Source organism: Serratia sp. SM04, from assembly GCF_040280225.1.
GTDB lineage: Bacteria > Pseudomonadota > Gammaproteobacteria > Enterobacterales > Enterobacteriaceae > Serratia > Serratia sarumanii.
On sequence record NZ_JBEOQT010000022.1, the window covers coordinates 781,444 to 797,926 of the forward strand.

Genomic DNA, 16,483 nt, shown 5'->3' on the forward strand with positions numbered 1-16,483 from the left:
CTACCGGTAAATCAGGAGTTTGCGTTAATGCCCAATACCGCAACACGCCGGGAATTAATTATCGACCCGCAGCAGTGCAGGATCGGTGCTTGCCTACAGGCGCTGCACCATTAGAGGGAGCGACGTGATTATCGCCGACCGTTAACCAAGGCTTTTAAGGAGTTGTCATCATGAACGCGTATTTCTCTTACGAGGCGGATTGGCTGAAGCAGCGCAACGCCTGGCACACCGCCGCAGAGATTTGGCAGCAGCCGGATCTGTGGGCCGCGCTGCACCGGCAATTGCAGGATCAACAGGCGCAGTGGCAGCCGTTCCTGGCGCCGCTGCTGGCCAATCCGCGCCTGCAAATCGTACTGTGCGGCGCCGGCAGCTCGGCGTTCGCCGGCCGCGCCCTGGCGCCCTGGCTGCGCGAACGAACCGGCCGCGACGTGGCGGCCTACGGCACCACCGATATCGTCGCCAATCCGCGGCAGTATCTCGACCCTGAGCGGCCGACGCTGCTGGTCTCCTTCGCCCGCTCGGGCAACAGCCCGGAGAGTGTGGCGACGGTGGAGCTGGCCGACCAGCTGCTGCCGGAAAGCTATCACCTGATGCTGGTGTGCAACCCGGACAGCCGGCTGGCGCAGTATGCGCATCAGCGTGGCAACGTCTGTTCGCTGGTGATGCCGCAAGGCTCCAACGATCAAAGCTTCGCCATGACCTCCAGCTTCAGCTGCATGATGCTGAGCGCCGCGCTGTTGCTCGGCCCGGCTTCGCTCGAGGCCGCCCAGGCGCCGCTCAACGCCATGGTGCAGCGCTGCCGTACACTGCGCGAAACGCTGCAGCCGCAGGTGAAGGCGTTGGCCGCCAGCGGTTTCCGCCGTTATATCACCCTCGGCGGCAGCTGCTTTACCGGCCTCGCCGAAGAGGCCTCGCTCAAGATGCTGGAGCTGACCGCCGGCCGCATCGTTACGCGCTACGACTCGCCGCTCGGCCTGCGCCACGGCCCGAAATTCATGGTCGACGGCCAGACCCTGGTGGTGCTGATGTTCTCCCACGGCGACTACGCCCGCCAGTATGACCGCGATCTGTGGAACGAACTGCAGCGCGACGGGCTGGCGATGCAGTTGGTCGGATTGACCGGCGAGCGCCAACCCCTTTCCGATGCCCTGCTGCCTATGCACGACGCGGCCGACGATATCTGGCTGCTGTTCCCGTACCTGCTGTTCACCCAGATGCTGGCCTTCGAGAGTTCGCTGGCGCTGGGGCTGCCCCCGGACAATCCTTGCCCGACCGGCGAGGTCAACCGGGTGGTTAAAGGCGTGACGATTTACCGTTTTCCTTCCCCGGTGCTGTAAGGAGATCCCATGTATCTGATAGCCAACCGAGAAATGCTGCTCAAGGCGCAGCGTCAGGGTTACGCCGTCCCGGCGTTTAACGTCCACAATCTGGAAACCGTGCAGGTGGTGGCGGAAACCGCCGCCGAACTGCGCTCCCCGGTGATCATGGCCGGCACGCCCGGCACCTTCAGCTATGCCGGCACCGACTACCTGATCGGCATTTGCCAATCTGCCGCGCACCGCTACGATCTGCCGTTGGCGCTGCATCTGGATCATCACGAAGCGCTGGACGACATCGAGCACAAGGTGAAAAGCGGCATCCGCTCGGTGATGATCGACGGTTCCCATTTGCCGTTCGAGCAGAACATCGCCAAGGTGGCCGCCGCAGTGGCCCTGTGCCATCGCTACGGCGCCAGCGTGGAAGCGGAGCTGGGGCGCCTGGGCGGGCAGGAAGACGATCTGATCGTCGATACGGCGGACAGCTTCTATACCGACCCGGCGGCGGCACGCGAGTTCGTCGCCGCCACCGGCATCGATTCGCTGGCGGTGGCGATCGGTTCCGCCCACGGCCTGTATCACGGCGAGCCGAAGCTGGACTTCGAGCGCCTGGCGCTGATCCGCGAACAGGTGGACGTGCCCCTGGTACTGCACGGTGCCTCCGGCATTCCGGAGGCGATGGTCAAGCGCGCGATCTCGCTCGGCGTCTGCAAGGTCAACGTCGCCACCGAATTGAAAATCGCCTTCGCCGATGCGGTGAAAAGCTACTTTTCACAGCACCCGGATGCCAATGACCCGCGCAAATACATCGTCCCCGGCAAGCTGGCGATGAAAGAAGTGGTGGCGGAAAAGATCCGCATCTGCGGCAGCAGCGGTATGCTGTAACCCCCCGCTCGCCCCCGGTTCCTGTGGTTGCGCCACGGGGGCGAAAACATCCCGCCCTTTCCCGCTTTCCTGAGAGAACGATCACAGCCTTTTACCCTGCCCGCGCCGGAAACCATTAACCGGTCTTCACTATGATCCAAATCATGGTTTTACCTACCCTACCTCCTTATTATCAAATTCATTGAATGCAGGCAGTAGGATTTTTGCCCATTCGTTTTTATTTCGTCAGGCGAAATAGCTTATTTTATGAAAACAAGGGCGCTTGTTTTTAATTGGCAGTGTTTTTTACTCTGAGAGGAACAGCGTATGAACCATTACTTAGCCGTATTAAGCGCATTGGTCATTCTGCCCTTCGCTCTGCAAGCAAAACCGCTTTCCGGCAGCCAGGTCTCCTCCGGCGTCGTGCGCTTTACCGGCGCCATTACCACCCCGGCCTGCACCATCACACATCAGGATGAACAGCTTGTCTCCAACTGCTTCGGCAAAGTGACCGAATATCAGAACGGATATATTTCCTCCTCGTTAAAAGAGATGCCAAAAGAATTAGTCTCTGCCGTCACCAGCGAAATAGTGAATAACGATCCCCATTTAAAGCGCGTGACCATCAGCTATAAGTAACGCCAACGCGTTAATGCCTGATGAAATAATAAACAGAACACAACTTGCCTTGATTACTTATAAATTTATTTTATAAATTCATCGAACAATGACTCCACGGCTTACCCTGAGCCGGCTATTTGGGCAACCCTGCGGTTGCCCATCAGCATGTCCGAAATCCGCCATCGCTTCCCCCGCTTTCATGCGATAATCGCCATACCAAACCGAGGAGTGATCCAGATGCAGACTTTTTTGATTGATCGTACCACCACGCCGGTGGGAGAACTGGTGCTGATTGCCGATGAACAGGGGCGCCTGCGGGCGATTGACTGGACCGATCACGAAGCGCGCCTGATGAAGCTGCTGAATACCCACTACCGCGCCGATCGCTTCATCCTGCGCGAGCAGCGCGATCCCGGCGGCCTGACCGATGCGATGCAACGCTATTTCGCCGGTGAGCTGAGCATTATCGATCGGCTGCCGGTGATGACCGCCGGCACCGAGTTCCAACGCACCGTGTGGCAACAGCTGCGCCAAATCCCGTGCGGCGAGATCCTGACCTACGGCCAGCTGGCGCAACGCATCGGCCGTCCGACCGCCTCGCGCGCGGTCGGCATGGCCAACGGTTCGAATCCGATCAGCATCGTGGTGCCCTGCCACCGGGTGATCGGTTCGCAGGGCGCGCTGACCGGCTATGCCGGCGGCGTACAGCGCAAGCAGTGGCTGTTGCAGCATGAAGGCTACCTGCCGAAAAGTTTGCTGTAGCCGCAGCGATGAGCTCATCCAGCGCCATTGTTTGGCGCTGCTTAATAAAGCACGTTGCTCAACGCCGCGCTCATGCCCGCTTTGGCACTATCAATAACTTGTGTGAATAAAACGCATAAGTCACAAATAATACTCATAACTTCAGTCCCATACAGAATAATCGGCGGCATGTGTGCGCAAAATTCGCACACAATACCCCTATTCATGCTAATGCCACCCTTATCAGCTGCTGCAAAAGATGTTAAAATTGACTCATATCAATTATTGAATGAGCGTAATCTATGATCCCGGAAAAACGCGTGATTCGTCGTATCCAGTCTGGTGGTTGTGCGATCCATTGCCAGGACTGCAGCATCAGCCAGCTGTGCATTCCTTTCACCCTTAATGCCCACGAGCTGGACCAGCTCGACAACATTATCGAGAGGAAAAAGCCCATCCAGAAAGGCCAGACCCTGTTCAAGGCCGGCGACGAGCTGAAGTCGCTGTACGCGATCCGTTCCGGGACCATCAAAAGCTACACCATCACCGAGCAAGGCGACGAGCAGATCACCGGCTTCCACCTCGCGGGCGATCTCGTGGGCTTCGACGCCATCGGCGGCCTGAAGCACCCGAGTTTTGCCCAGGCGCTGGAAACCTCGATGGTGTGTGAGATCCCGTTCGAAACCCTCGACGATCTGTCCGGCAAAATGCCTAACCTGCGTCAGCAGATCATGCGGCTGATGAGCGGCGAGATCAAAGGCGACCAGGACATGATCCTGCTACTGTCGAAGAAAAACGCCGAAGAGCGCCTGGCGGCGTTCGTTTACAACCTGTCGCGCCGCTTCGCGGAGCGCGGCTTCTCACCGCGCGAGTTCCGTTTGACCATGACCCGCGGCGACATCGGCAACTACCTCGGCCTGACTGTGGAAACCATCAGCCGCCTGCTGGGCCGCTTCCAGAAAAGCGAAATCCTCAGCGTGAAAGGCAAATACATCACCATCGAAAACGCCGACGCCCTGTCGGTGCTGGCCGGTACGCCGCGCATCAACGTGTCCGTTAACGCCTGATTCTCCTGCCGGATCAACATTTCACTGAAATTGTTGATCCGGCGCCGCTTCTGTTGTTGTTCTGTTTTTCAATGTTGGGTTACTCTGTAAATTAACAGACTGTTGATTTCAGCTGTAAGGAGGCCCTATGGCGAAGTATCAGAATCTTCTGGTGGCTATTGACCCCAATCAGGACGACCAGCCGGCATTGCGCCGCGCCGTGTACCTGGTGAAACGGAACGGCGGGCGCATCAAAGCCTTCCTGCCCATTTATGACTTCTCTTACGAAATGACGACCCTGCTCTCCCCGGACGAAAGAACGGCGATGCGGCAAGGTGTGATCAGCCAACGCGCCGCCTGGATCAACGAGCAGTGCCGCTTTTACCTCAACGACGGCGTGCCGATCGAAATCAAAGTGGTCTGGCACAACCGTCCCTTCGAAGCCATCATTCAGGAAGTGCTTTCCGGCCAACATGACCTGCTGTTGAAAATGGCGCACCAGCACGACCGGCTGGAATCGGTGATCTTCACCCCCACCGACTGGCACCTGCTGCGAAAATGCCCTTGCCCGGTGTGGATGGTGAAAGACCAGCCCTGGCCGGAAGGCGGTAAAGCGCTGGTGGCGGTCAACCTGGCCAGCGAAGAACCCTATCACGATCCGCTCAATATCAAACTGGTGCAAGAAACCGTCGAACTGGCGCAGAACGTCAACCAGACCGAGGTTCACCTGGTCGGCGCCTATCCCGTTACTCCGATCAACATCGCCATCGAGCTGCCCGATTTCGATCCGAGCGTCTACAACGACGCCATCCGCGGCCAGCATCTGATCGCCATGAAGGCGCTGCGGCAGAAATTCTGCATTAAGGAAGAGTTCACCCACGTGGAAAAAGGCCTGCCGGAAGAGGTGATCCCCGATCTGGCCGAACACCTGCAGGCCGGCGTGGTGGTTCTGGGCACGCTGGGCCGCACCGGCATTTCGGCGGCCTTTATCGGCAACACCGCGGAACATGTGATCGACCATCTGAAATGCGATCTGCTGGTGATTAAGCCGGAGAACTTCAACTGCCCGATTGAGACGGATGAAGACGATGAGCACGACGACGAAGATTAACCCTCGCGCATAAAAAACGGGCCGCTAAGCGGCCCGTTTTTTTGGTTGCTCACTTACTTCTGCAATGCCCGCAGAATCGCTTCCACGCTGTCTTTGGCGTCGCCGAACAGCATCTGGGTGTTCTCCTTGAAGAACAGCGGGTTCTGCACGCCGGCGTAGCCGGTGTTCATCGAGCGTTTGAACGCGATCACGTTCTGCGCTTTCCACACTTCCAATACCGGCATGCCGGCGATCGGGCTGCGCGGATCCTCCAGCGCCGCCGGGTTCACCGTGTCGTTGGCGCCGATCACCAGCACGGTGTCGGTATCCGGGAAATCTTCGTTGATTTCATCCATCTCCAGCACCACGTCGTACGGCACCTTCGCCTCCGCCAGCAGCACGTTCATGTGGCCCGGCAAACGCCCCGCGACCGGGTGAATGCCGAAACGCACCTTCACGCCGCGCGCCCGCAGTTTCTCGGTGATTTCCGCCACCGGATATTGCGCCTGCGCCACCGCCATGCCGTAACCCGGGGTGATGATCACCGAAGTGGAGTTCTTCAGCTGCTCGGCCACCTCTTCCGCCGTGGTTTCACGGTATTCGCCCATCTCTTCGGCGTCGCCGGTGGACGAACCGTCACTGCCGAAGCCGCCGGCGATCACGCTGATAAACGAGCGGTTCATCGCCTTGCACATGATGTAAGACAGGATCGCACCCGAAGAACCCACCAGCGCGCCGGTGACGATCAGCAGATCGTTGCTCAGCATGAAGCCCGCCGCGGCGGCCGCCCAGCCCGAGTAGGAGTTAAGCATCGATACCACCACCGGCATGTCGGCGCCGCCGATCGAGGCCACCAGATGCCAGCCGAACGCCAGCGCGATCGCCGTCATCAGCAGCAGCGTCACCACCTGCCAGCCCACGCTGTCGGTACGCACGAACGCCACCAGCAGCAGGAATGAGATCACCAGCGCCGCCAGATTCAGCTTGTGGCGGTTCGGCAGCATCAGCGGCTTGGAAGAGATGATGCCGCGCAGCTTGCCGAAGGCGACGATCGAACCGGTGAAGGTGACCGCGCCGATAAAGATGCCGAGGAACACTTCGGTCAGATGGATGTTCGCCATCACCGGCTCCATCGGCGCGCCGTGATCCAGGTAGCTGTTGAAGCCGACCAGCACCGCCGCCAGGCCAACGAAGCTGTGCAGCACCGCCACCAATTCCGGCATTTCGGTCATCTCGACCTTCCTGGCCAGATAGACGCCGATCGAGCCGCCGATGATCATGGCGATGATGATCCAGCCGACGTTGCCGGAATCCGGCCCCAGAATGGTGGCGATCAGCGCGATCGCCATACCGGCGACGCCGAACAGGTTGCCCTGCTTCGACGTTTCATGGCGCGACAGGCCCGCCAGGCTGAAAATAAACAAAATAGCGGCAACAATGTATGCAGCTGTAACCAATCCTCCAGACATTTGCTACCCCTTAGTTCTTGCGGAACATCTTCAGCATGCGCTGAGTGACGGTGAACCCACCGAAAATATTGATGCTGGCGATCAGCACGGCGATAAAGGAGAGGAAACTCACCCAGCCGCCATGGCCGATCTGCAACAGCGCGCCGACCACGATAATCCCTGAGATCGCGTTGGTGACCGACATCAACGGGGTATGCAGCGCATGGCTGACGTTCCAGACCACGTAGTAACCGACCACGCAGGCCAGCGCGAACACGGTAAAGTGCGACAGGAACTCTTTCGGCGCCGCGTCCGCCAGCCAGCCGAACAGCAGGATCGCCAGAGCCATCAGGCCGTACTTCAGCCACGGCGAGGTTGGTTTGGCTTCGGGTTTGGCGGCCGGTGCGGCGGCGGGGGCCGCTTTCGGCTGGGCGGAGACCTGGATCGGCGGCGCCGGCCAGGTGATTTCACCGCTGCGCACCACGGTAACGCCGCGGATCACCGTATCGTCGAAATCGATGTCGATCTCGCCGTTTTTCTCTTTCGACAGCAGCTTCAGCAGGTTGACCAGGTTGGTGCCGTACAGCTGCGAAGATTGGGTCGGCAAGCGGCTCGGCAGATCGGTATAGCCGATGATTTTCACGCCGTTGTCGGTCACGGTAATGGTGTCGGCCACGGTCAGCTCGCAGTTGCCGCCGGTTTGCGCCGCCAGATCGACGATCACGCTGCCCGGCTTCATCGACGCCACCATCTCTTTGGTGATCAGTTTCGGCGCCGGTTTACCCGGGATCAGCGCGGTGGTGACGATGATATCCACCTCCGCCGCCTGCGCGGCGAACAGCGCCATCTCGGCCTTGATAAAGGCTTCGGACATTACTTTGGCGTAACCGTCGCCGCTGCCCGCTTCCTCTTCAAAATCCAGCTCGAGGAATTCCGCGCCCATGCTCTGCACCTGCTCTTTCACTTCCGGGCGGGTATCGAAGGCGCGCACGATGGCGCCGAGGCTGCCCGCGGCGCCGATCGCCGCCAGGCCGGCCACGCCGGCGCCGATGATCATCACCTTGGCCGGTGGCACTTTGCCCGCGGCGGTGATCTGGCCGGTGAAGAAACGGCCGAACTCATGCGCCGCTTCGACGATCGCGCGGTAGCCAGCGATGTTGGCCATCGAGCTCAGCGCGTCCATCGACTGGGCGCGCGAGATGCGCGGCACCGAGTCCATCGCCAGCGCGGTGACGTTGCGCGCCGCCAGCTTGGCCATCAATTCGGGGTTTTGCGCCGGCCAGATAAAGCTGACCAGCGTGCTGCCTTCGCGCATCAAGGCGATCTCGTCGTCTTGCGGCGCGTTGACTTTCAGGATCAGATCCGACTGCCACACTTCGCTTTCGTCGACCAGCGCCGCGCCGGCGGCTTCGTAGGCGACGTCCTCAAAACTGGCCAGTTTACCCGCCCCGCGTTCAATCGCGACGGTAAAACCCAGCTTCAGCAGTTGTTCCACCGTTTTCGGCGTGGCTGCGACCCGGGCTTCATTGGCCAACCGCTCTCTTGGTACACCAATACGCATAATGTTCCCTTCTCACCTGTCTTGGATGATGTTTATTATTTTCCTGCCCATAGCACGGCGTCACCGGCGGGCGTGGCATTAATTTGCCCGCACTGATTTCAGACGCCAACTATAACCTACTGAAAATAAGGTCGATGATCCATAATTGCTTACGCATTCAGCTCTGTTTTTACATAAAAACGCCGCGCGTGATATGACAAATCGCAATTTACTGTGAAAAAATCCATACATAACAGCGCATTCTGCGTGACAAGAGATTTACGCCCGGCGTAACGATTTATGGCCATGCGCGGTGTAAAAGCATAAAAGTTATCATTTTGTGAATAATTAACATTAATGACACCAAAGCCGTTATTATGGAAACTTATGGCGATGGCGCCATCCGTGCGCCCGGCGTCACCGTCGGCGATTTGTCGCACGGGATAACATAAAATGCTGAGACAGTTTTCAGAATTACATGTAATAATCGACGGCTGAATTACACTTAAACAGTTCAGTACGTTATAAACGTTAATGCGCTAGGCGAAAGGATTTTTTATGAAGCTGAAGACCACGATCATCGCGTCAGCCTTGTTATCACTCACCGCGCTGTCTGCTCATGCGGCGCAAGAGTTAACTCCTGAGAAAGCAGCGGCGCTGAAGCCGTTTGATCGCATCACGATTACCGGCCGCTTCAATGCCATCAATGAAGCCGTCGACGCCGTATCCCGCCGTGCAGACAAACTGGGTGCCGATTCCTTCTATATCCAGGACAGCAACAACAGCAACAACGGCGGCAACTGGCGCGTCACCGCAGACCTTTATCATAAAGATGCGCCAGAAGTGAGCAAAACACCAAAATACCGCGTATTTAACGGCGTGAACGAACTGCCTAAAGAGGAAGCCTACCTGCTGGAGCCTTACGATACCGTGAGCGTCAGCGGTTTCTACCGCAGCCAGCCGGACATCAACGACGCTATCTCCAAAGAAGCGAAGAAAAAAGGCGCCGCCTCGTTCTTCATCGTGCGCCAGGTTGACGCCAACTCCGGCGGCAACCAGTTCGTTACCGCCTACATCTATAAGGCCGATGCGCCAAAACGCCGCGTGCAGAGCCCGGACGCCATTCCGGCCGATTCTGACGCCGGCCGCGCCGCACTGGCCGCCGGCGGCGCCGCTGCCGCGAAAGTCGAAATTCCTGGCGTCGCGTCTTCCGGTTCGCCAAGCCGCGAAGTGGGTCGTTTCTTTGAAACCCAGTCTTCTACCGGCCAACGCTATACCGTCACGCTGCCTAACGGCACCAAGATCCAGGAAGTGAACAACGTGACCGCCGCGCAGATGGTGCCGTTCGATTCCGTCACCTTCACCGGCCACTTCAACAGCATGACCGATGTCTCCACCGAAGTGGCGAAACGCGCGGCCGAGAAAGGCGCCAAGTACTACCACGTCACCCGCCAGTGGCAGAACAAGAGCGGCGGCAACCTGACCGTCAGCGCCGATCTGTTCAAATAAAAACCGCTTTTCGGTTTACCATCGGGCAGCCCTTGAGCTGCCCGTTTTTATTGCCGCTTTTTTCATCGCGCGTTGAATAGTTTTTTGTAAATTCCGCATATTCAATCATTGCATCTCTAATCATCCCTCCGTAAAATTTGCGCCAATTTTTAGGGCTATTGTCTATTCGCGCAGTGGTAGTTAATACATTGTTGCCACCAAGCAGTTCCCTTCCAGTTGTTTATTCTGCGTTCAGGATCCGTCATTGGAAAAAAAACTCGGTCTTACCGCGCTAACCGCTTTGGTGCTCAGCTCAATGCTGGGCGCCGGCGTGTTCAGTCTGCCGCAAAACATGGCGCAGGTCGCCAGCCCCGCCGCGCTGCTGCTGGGTTGGGGGATCACCGGCGTCGGCATTCTGTTTTTGGCCTTCGCCATGCTGTTGCTTACGCGTTTGCGTCCGGATCTGGACGGCGGCATTTTCACCTACGCCAAGGAAGGGTTCGGCGAGCTGGTGGGCTTCTGCTCCGCCTGGGGTTACTGGCTGTGCGCCGTGATCGCCAACGTCTCGTATCTGGTGATCGTGTTCGCGGCGCTGAGTATCTTCACCGATCGCGGCGGCAGCGTGATTCTCGGTGACGGCAATACCTGGCAGGCGCTGATCGCCGAATCCGCCCTGCTGTGGATCGTGCACGCGCTGGTGCTGCGCGGCGTGCAAACCGCCGCCAGCATCAATCTGGCGGCCACCCTCGCCAAGCTGTTGCCGCTGGGAATGTTCGCCGTTCTGGCGGCAATCGCCTTTAAAATGGACGTGTTCACGCTGGATTTCAAAGGCATCGCCCTCGGCAAGCCGGTGTGGGAACAGGTCAAGGACACCATGTTGATCACCCTGTGGGTGTTTATCGGCGTGGAAGGCGCGGTGGTGGTTTCCGCCCGCGCCCGCAATAAGAAAGACGTGGGCCGCGCCACTATGCTGGCGGTGCTGTCGGCGCTGGCGGTGTATCTGATGGTGACGCTGCTGTCGCTGGGCGTGGTGCCGCGCAGCGAACTGGCCGAAATGCGCAATCCGTCGATGGCGGTGCTGATGGTGGAACTGATTGGCCCGTGGGGAGACGTGATCATCGCCGCCGGCCTGATCATTTCCGTGTGCGGCGCCTACCTGAGCTGGACCATCATGGCGGCGGAAGTGCCGCTGCTGGCCGCGCAGCACGGCGCATTTCCACGCGTATTCGGCAAGCAGAACCGCCATCACGCCCCGTCCTCTTCGCTGTGGCTGACCAACATCGCGGTGCAGCTGGCGCTGGTGCTGATCTGGCTGACCGGCAGCAACTATAACTCGCTGCTGACCATCGCTTCGGAAATGATCCTGGTGCCTTACTTCCTGGTTGGCGCGTTTCTGTTCAAGGTGGCTTACCGCCGCCGCGACAAACGCCTGATCTTCGCCGCCACCGGCGCCTGCGTCTATGGCCTGTGGCTGCTGTACGCTTCCGGGCTGATGCACCTGCTGATGTCGGTGCTGCTGTATGCGCCTGGGCTGTTGGTGTTCATGTATGCCCGCCGCGGCCATCGGGACATCAATCTGCTCAACCGGCTGGAAAAGAGCAGCATCTTCTTGCTGCTGGCGGCCACGCTGCCTGCCGGTTGGCTTATGCTGCACTAAAATCGCCTGTCAATGCGGCTGCCCGTCAGCCGCATTTCGTTTCCCCCTTCTTTCTTCTTTCCCCGTTACCCCGCTACCCGTTGTTGATCCGTCAGTTGCTCCTCTTGCGATCTTAAATGCAATTAATTATCATTATCATTTGAGCATTAACGGCAAGACGCGAGTGCCCCCTGCCGAGAGGCGTCAGGAGGCGGGTTTAGACCGGCTGAAAATGGAAGGCATTTCATGGCTGAAAAACTGCTGCACGCATTACCCTTGTTTACCGCCTGGGAAGCGCTGATCGCCGAGGGCAACACGGCATTCAATCAGCGGCGCGATCGCCTAGCGATGGCGCACTACCAGCAGGCGCTGGAGGCCGCTCAGGCGCTCGTCGCCAAGCGGCCCTGGCAAAACGCGGAATATACCGAACGGTTTGACGCACTGCATCTTTTCGAATCCGCCCTGGCCGCGCTGATCGTCACGTTCAACAACATCACCCATCTGCGCCTGCGGCAAAAGCCGCTTCGCGGCGTAGAACCCCACGTGCATCAGGCCCGGCTCGCCATCGAGCAACTGATGGACGACACCTCGCTGTGCGAACAGATGCAGCAGATCGCCGAACGGCACCTGCTGCGGTTCCGAATTGAAACGCTGCAGGCGCTGCGCGAGCACCGGCTGCCGGAAACCAGCGTCTGCGCGTCTGCGGCGAACCATTCCGCCACCGTGCATTAACAACGCCACCACGACCTGAGGGGTAATCTGCCAATGAATGAATTGAATGATGAGATGAAAAAGATGCTGGCCAAACAGCTGCCTGTGCAGGCGACCAGCAGCCCAAGCGGCGTGCCCGATATCGGCCCCAAGCGCTCTCTGCGCCTGTATGACGACCGTACGCTGATTTACAACGAAAATACCGGCGGCCAGACGCTGCAAAATATCAGGGAAGGATCGAAAATGGCCGTCGTGGTTATCGATCGCGAGGCGCTGGACGGTTACCGCTTCGTCGGCACCCCGGAACTGTTCCTGGCGGGCAAGCCGTTTGACGATGCGCTGGCGTTTGCAGAAAAAAATGGAATAAAGCCGCCGAAATACGCAGTGCTGATTCATATAGACGGCATTTATACCCTGCGCTCCGGCCCCAATGCCGGGACCCGGCTTTAAAGGCAGGCCGCTACGCGGCGCGGAATATCACGTTCATGGTTAGGCTATCGCGGCAAGTCAATTGCCTAACCATCAACGAGTGGCCGGGTTGATTCCCGGTCAGCTTTTAGGGGGAATGGTGACGGTCATGCGCTCACCCACCAGAGCGATCGCGATGCCTTCCGCGCACTCTTTCTGAATGGCCGCCAGCTGCTGCGCCTCCAGCGCATAGGGCAGCTGAATATCAAATACCGTCAGGCCCTGCTGCTGCGCCAGGTCAATCAGGCGCACGATATTGGTTTCATCGCTGACCTGGGTTGACACCACCTGCAGCGCCAGCTCTTTCAACTGCTCTTTGCGCGTTTGTGACGTGGTCACGCGCGATTTCAACACCATGCCGAAGATCGGCATCACACCATAAATAGCATCAACAAAGCGCCAGTGCTTCCTGCACGATGCGGACAGAAAATCCATATAGTCGAAACAGATTTTCTCACTGCGCGCGATGGATGCAAGGTGATTGCTGTTCATCCCCTCATTCCTCTCATGGCCAGTGTTAACCCGTGGTCTTTCAAGCCGCCGCCGGGCGACAACCTGAAATGCATTGGGGATCTTACATCCAGAAATGGATAATCATGCGAAGCTTTAACGACTTTCCGCCGTATGATGGCATAATTCCCCTATTGTTTGCCAGTCTGTCCAGGAGCTTTAATCAATGGAACACCCCAACTCTGCCCCGGTGCTGATTACCGGGGGCGCGCGGCGCATCGGGCTGGCGCTCGCCAGAGCGTTTCTCCAGCGCGGCGTTCCCGTCATCATCGCCTATCGCAGCGAATATCCGGCGATGGCCGAGTTGAAAGCCTTGGGTGCCTGCTGCATTCAGGGCGACTTTTCCACGCACGAAGGCATCTACCGTTTCGCCGACCAGGTGCGGCAGGTGGCGCCCAAATTGCGCGCGGTGATCCACAACGCCAGCGCCTGGCAGGCAGAGTCGCCGCAGGTGCCGCCGGAACAGGTGATGGCGGCGATGCTGCAAATTCACGTCTATACGCCCTATTTGCTCAACCAACTGCTTGAAACCTGCCTGACCGGCCAGGGCCAGGCCGGCGCGGACATTATCCATCTCACCGACTACGTGGTGGAAAAAGGCAGCGACAAACACATCGCCTACGCCGCCAGCAAGGCCGCGCTGGATAATATGACCCGTTCGTTCGCCCGCAAGCTGGCGCCGGAGGTCAAGGTCAACGCCATTGCGCCGGCGCTGATCATCTTCAATCCTGGCGACGACGAGGCTTATCGCCAGCAGGCGCTGGCGAAATCGCTGATGAAGGTCGCGCCGGGCGAGAGCGAAGTGGTCAACCTGGTGAACTACCTGATGGAGAGCCGCTACGTCACCGGCCGCACCCACGGCGTCGACGGCGGCCGGCCGCTGCGCTGAGGCCAAGATCCGCATGGCGCATCGCCGCGGGCCGCGCTATGCTGAAATCCGCTTTTCTTATTAAAACACGGGCATATGCATAAAATTGTTTTTGTGGAAGACGATCCCGAAGTCGGCAAACTGATCGCCGCCTATCTGGGCAAACACGACATCGAGGTGTTGATCGAACCGCGCGGCGACAGCGCGCAGGCGCGCATCGCGCGCGAGCAACCCGATTTGGTGCTGCTGGACATCATGCTGCCCGGCAAAGACGGCATGACGCTGTGCCGCGATCTGCGCCCCACCTTCCCCGGCCCGATCGTGCTGCTCACCTCGCTCGACAGCGACATGAACCATATCCTGTCGCTGGAGATGGGCGCCAACGACTATATCCTGAAAACCACGCCGCCGGCGGTGCTGCTGGCGCGCCTGCGTTTGCACCTGCGCCAACACAGCCAGCAGCCGAAAGAAGAGTCGGTTCAGCCGCTCACCCAGCACAACGCGCTGCATTTCGGGCTATTGTGCATCGATCCGGTCAACCGGCAGGTCACGCTGGGCGAGGAAACGATCACCCTGTCCACCTCGGATTTCGATTTGCTGTGGGAGCTGGCGACCCACGCCGGGCAGATCATGGATCGCGAGGCGCTGCTGCAAAACCTGCGCGGCGTGAGCTACGACGGCATGGACCGCAGCATCGACGTGGCGATCTCCCGCCTGCGCCGCAAGCTGTACGACAACGCGCTGGAACCGTTCCGCATCAAGACCGTGCGCAATAAAGGTTATCTGTTCGCCCCTAACGCCTGGGCATCGGTGCAACAATGAGGAAACTTTTCGTCCAGTTCTTCCTGTTGCTGTTCGTCTGTTTTCTGGTGATGGCGATGCTGGTCGGCCTGGTGTACAAGGTGACCGCCGAGCGCGCCGGCCGCCAGTCGATGGACGATCTGATGAAAAGTTCGCTGTACCTGATGCGCAGCGAGCTGCGCGAAATCCCGCTGAAGGACTGGAACAAGACCATCGCCACGCTGGATCTCAACCTGTCGTTCAAGCTGCATATCGAACCGCTCGGCAAACAGGAACTGAGCGAGGATCTGAAAAAGCGGCTGCGGCTGGGGGAAATCATCGCCCTCGACGATCAGTACACCTTTATGCAGCGCATTCCGCGCAGCCACTATGTGTTGGTGGTCGGCCCCATTCCTTATCTGTTCTACCTGCATCAGATGCGCCTGCTGGATCTGGTGTTGCTGGTGTTTATCGGCATGTCGCTGGCGCTGCCGGTGTTTCTGTGGATGCGGCCGCATTGGCAAGACCTGCTCAAGCTGGAAAACGCCGCCCAGCGGCTCGGCGCCGGGCATCTGGATGAACGCACCCACTTCGATCCCACCTCCAGCCTGAGCCGGCTCGGCGTGGCGTTCAACCAGATGGCCGACAACGTCAATACCCTGATCGCCAGCAAGAAACAGCTGATCGACGGCATCGCGCACGAGCTGCGCACGCCGCTGGTGCGCCTGCGCTACCGGCTTGAAATGAGCGATAACCTGTCCGACAGCGAGCAGCAGGCGCTGAACCGCGATATCGGCCAGTTGGAGTCGCTGATCGACGAGCTGCTGACCTATGCCCGTCTGGATCGTCCGCAGGTTGCGTTAAACATTGAACCCATCGATCTGCCAAAGTGGCTCGAGGACAAGGTCGATGATATCCGCCTGATCCATCAGGATCGCGACATCCAGCTCGATATCCCGCACGTCGGCGACTTCGGCGGCGTCGATCTGCGCCTGATGGAGCGCGTGCTCGACAACCTGGTCAACAACGCGCTGCGCTATTCCGAACAGCGGCTGCGCGTTGGCCTGTGGTTTGACGGCGACCTCGCCTGCTTGCAGGTCGAGGATGACGGGCCGGGTATCCCGCCGGAAGAGCGCGAACGGGTGTTTGAACCTTTCGTCCGTCTCGATCCCAGCCGCGATCGCGCTACCGGCGGCTGCGGGCTGGGGCTGGCCATCGTCCATTCCATCGCCGTCGCCCACCAGGGACAGGTGTTCGTCGAAGGCAGTTCGCTTGGCGGCGCCAGCTTCCGTTTCTGCTGGCCGGTGAAGCCGACATTCAGTTTAAAAGCCAATCTGGCGTAATGCCGCCAGACCT

General features: G+C 59.1%; 17 protein-coding genes. 13 read left to right on the plus strand and 4 right to left on the minus strand.

Features of this window, described 5'->3' with window-relative positions:
• Nucleotides 1–170: 170 nt before the first annotated feature.
• The 6 genes from ABTW55_RS24340 (at nt 171) to uspE (ending at nt 5,699) form a co-directional block, all read left to right on the plus strand.
• Nucleotides 171–1,337: an SIS domain-containing protein gene (locus ABTW55_RS24340; RefSeq protein ID WP_060421215.1), complete on the plus strand. Its 1,167-nt coding sequence runs from the start codon at nt 171–173 to the stop codon at nt 1,335–1,337.
• Between the two features lie 9 nt (nt 1,338–1,346).
• Complete coding sequence (locus ABTW55_RS24345) at nt 1,347–2,201, plus strand: tagatose bisphosphate family class II aldolase (protein ID WP_033634643.1); 855 nt, start codon at nt 1,347–1,349, stop codon at nt 2,199–2,201.
• Between the two features lie 306 nt (nt 2,202–2,507).
• The gene (locus ABTW55_RS24350) at nt 2,508–2,819 is read left to right on the plus strand and encodes a hypothetical protein (RefSeq protein ID WP_060421218.1); all 312 of its coding nucleotides are present in this window, start codon (nt 2,508–2,510) and stop codon (nt 2,817–2,819) included.
• Nucleotides 2,820–3,038: 219 nt separating this feature from the next.
• Nucleotides 3,039–3,563, plus strand: a complete 525-nt coding sequence (gene ogt, locus ABTW55_RS24355; protein ID WP_060421220.1) for a methylated-DNA--[protein]-cysteine S-methyltransferase — start codon at nt 3,039–3,041, stop codon at nt 3,561–3,563.
• 281 nt (nt 3,564–3,844) lie between these two features.
• Nucleotides 3,845–4,609 (plus strand): FNR family transcription factor, encoded by a 765-nt coding sequence (locus tag ABTW55_RS24360; protein ID WP_033634646.1) that lies wholly within the window; start codon nt 3,845–3,847, stop codon nt 4,607–4,609.
• A 127-nt stretch (nt 4,610–4,736) separates the two neighbouring features.
• Nucleotides 4,737–5,699: a universal stress protein UspE gene (uspE, locus tag ABTW55_RS24365; protein WP_033648422.1), complete on the plus strand. Its 963-nt coding sequence runs from the start codon at nt 4,737–4,739 to the stop codon at nt 5,697–5,699.
• A 53-nt stretch (nt 5,700–5,752) separates the two neighbouring features.
• Here the strand turns inward: uspE and pntB are convergent, their stop codons facing one another.
• From pntB to ABTW55_RS24380, 3 genes are all read right to left on the minus strand, one after another.
• Nucleotides 5,753–7,147 (minus strand): Re/Si-specific NAD(P)(+) transhydrogenase subunit beta, encoded by a 1,395-nt coding sequence (pntB, locus tag ABTW55_RS24370; protein ID WP_033634648.1) that lies wholly within the window; start codon nt 7,145–7,147, stop codon nt 5,753–5,755.
• Nucleotides 7,148–7,157: 10 nt separating this feature from the next.
• On the minus strand, nt 7,158–8,687 hold the full coding sequence (pntA, locus tag ABTW55_RS24375; RefSeq protein WP_004938288.1) for a Re/Si-specific NAD(P)(+) transhydrogenase subunit alpha: 1,530 nt from the start codon (nt 8,685–8,687) through the stop codon (nt 7,158–7,160).
• Nucleotides 8,688–8,836: 149 nt separating this feature from the next.
• On the minus strand, nt 8,837–9,106 hold the full coding sequence (locus tag ABTW55_RS24380; RefSeq protein ID WP_141240932.1) for a hypothetical protein: 270 nt from the start codon (nt 9,104–9,106) through the stop codon (nt 8,837–8,839).
• Nucleotides 9,107–9,224: 118 nt separating this feature from the next.
• Between ABTW55_RS24380 and ydgH the strand changes: the two genes are divergently transcribed.
• From ydgH to ABTW55_RS24400, 4 genes are all read left to right on the plus strand, one after another.
• Entirely contained in the window at nt 9,225–10,175 is a 951-nt protein-coding gene (gene ydgH / locus ABTW55_RS24385) for a DUF1471 family protein YdgH (RefSeq protein WP_004938291.1), read from the plus strand.
• A 244-nt stretch (nt 10,176–10,419) separates the two neighbouring features.
• On the plus strand, nt 10,420–11,811 hold the full coding sequence (locus ABTW55_RS24390; protein ID WP_041035248.1) for an amino acid permease: 1,392 nt from the start codon (nt 10,420–10,422) through the stop codon (nt 11,809–11,811).
• A gap of 225 nt (nt 11,812–12,036) precedes the next feature.
• Complete coding sequence (locus ABTW55_RS24395; RefSeq protein WP_060421223.1) at nt 12,037–12,522, plus strand: hypothetical protein; 486 nt, start codon at nt 12,037–12,039, stop codon at nt 12,520–12,522.
• A 33-nt stretch (nt 12,523–12,555) separates the two neighbouring features.
• On the plus strand, nt 12,556–12,951 hold the full coding sequence (locus tag ABTW55_RS24400) for a pyridoxamine 5'-phosphate oxidase family protein (protein WP_033648425.1): 396 nt from the start codon (nt 12,556–12,558) through the stop codon (nt 12,949–12,951).
• 99 nt (nt 12,952–13,050) lie between these two features.
• On the opposite strand, the gene ABTW55_RS24405 is transcribed toward ABTW55_RS24400, so the two are convergent.
• On the minus strand, nt 13,051–13,461 hold the full coding sequence (locus ABTW55_RS24405) for a hypothetical protein (protein WP_025302970.1): 411 nt from the start codon (nt 13,459–13,461) through the stop codon (nt 13,051–13,053).
• 184 nt (nt 13,462–13,645) lie between these two features.
• On the opposite strand from ABTW55_RS24405, the gene folM reads away from it, so the two are divergent.
• The 3 genes from folM (at nt 13,646) to rstB (ending at nt 16,470) form a co-directional block, all read left to right on the plus strand.
• Nucleotides 13,646–14,368, plus strand: a complete 723-nt coding sequence (gene folM, locus ABTW55_RS24410) for a dihydromonapterin reductase (RefSeq protein WP_033648427.1) — start codon at nt 13,646–13,648, stop codon at nt 14,366–14,368.
• A 75-nt stretch (nt 14,369–14,443) separates the two neighbouring features.
• On the plus strand, nt 14,444–15,169 hold the full coding sequence (rstA, locus tag ABTW55_RS24415) for a two-component system response regulator RstA (RefSeq protein WP_049212297.1): 726 nt from the start codon (nt 14,444–14,446) through the stop codon (nt 15,167–15,169).
• A complete protein-coding gene (gene rstB / locus ABTW55_RS24420) occupies nt 15,166–16,470 on the plus strand; it encodes a two-component system sensor histidine kinase RstB (RefSeq protein ID WP_060421226.1) in 1,305 nt (434 codons plus the stop codon). Before rstA ends, rstB begins: the two co-directional genes overlap by 4 nt.
• Nucleotides 16,471–16,483 lie beyond the last annotated feature (13 nt).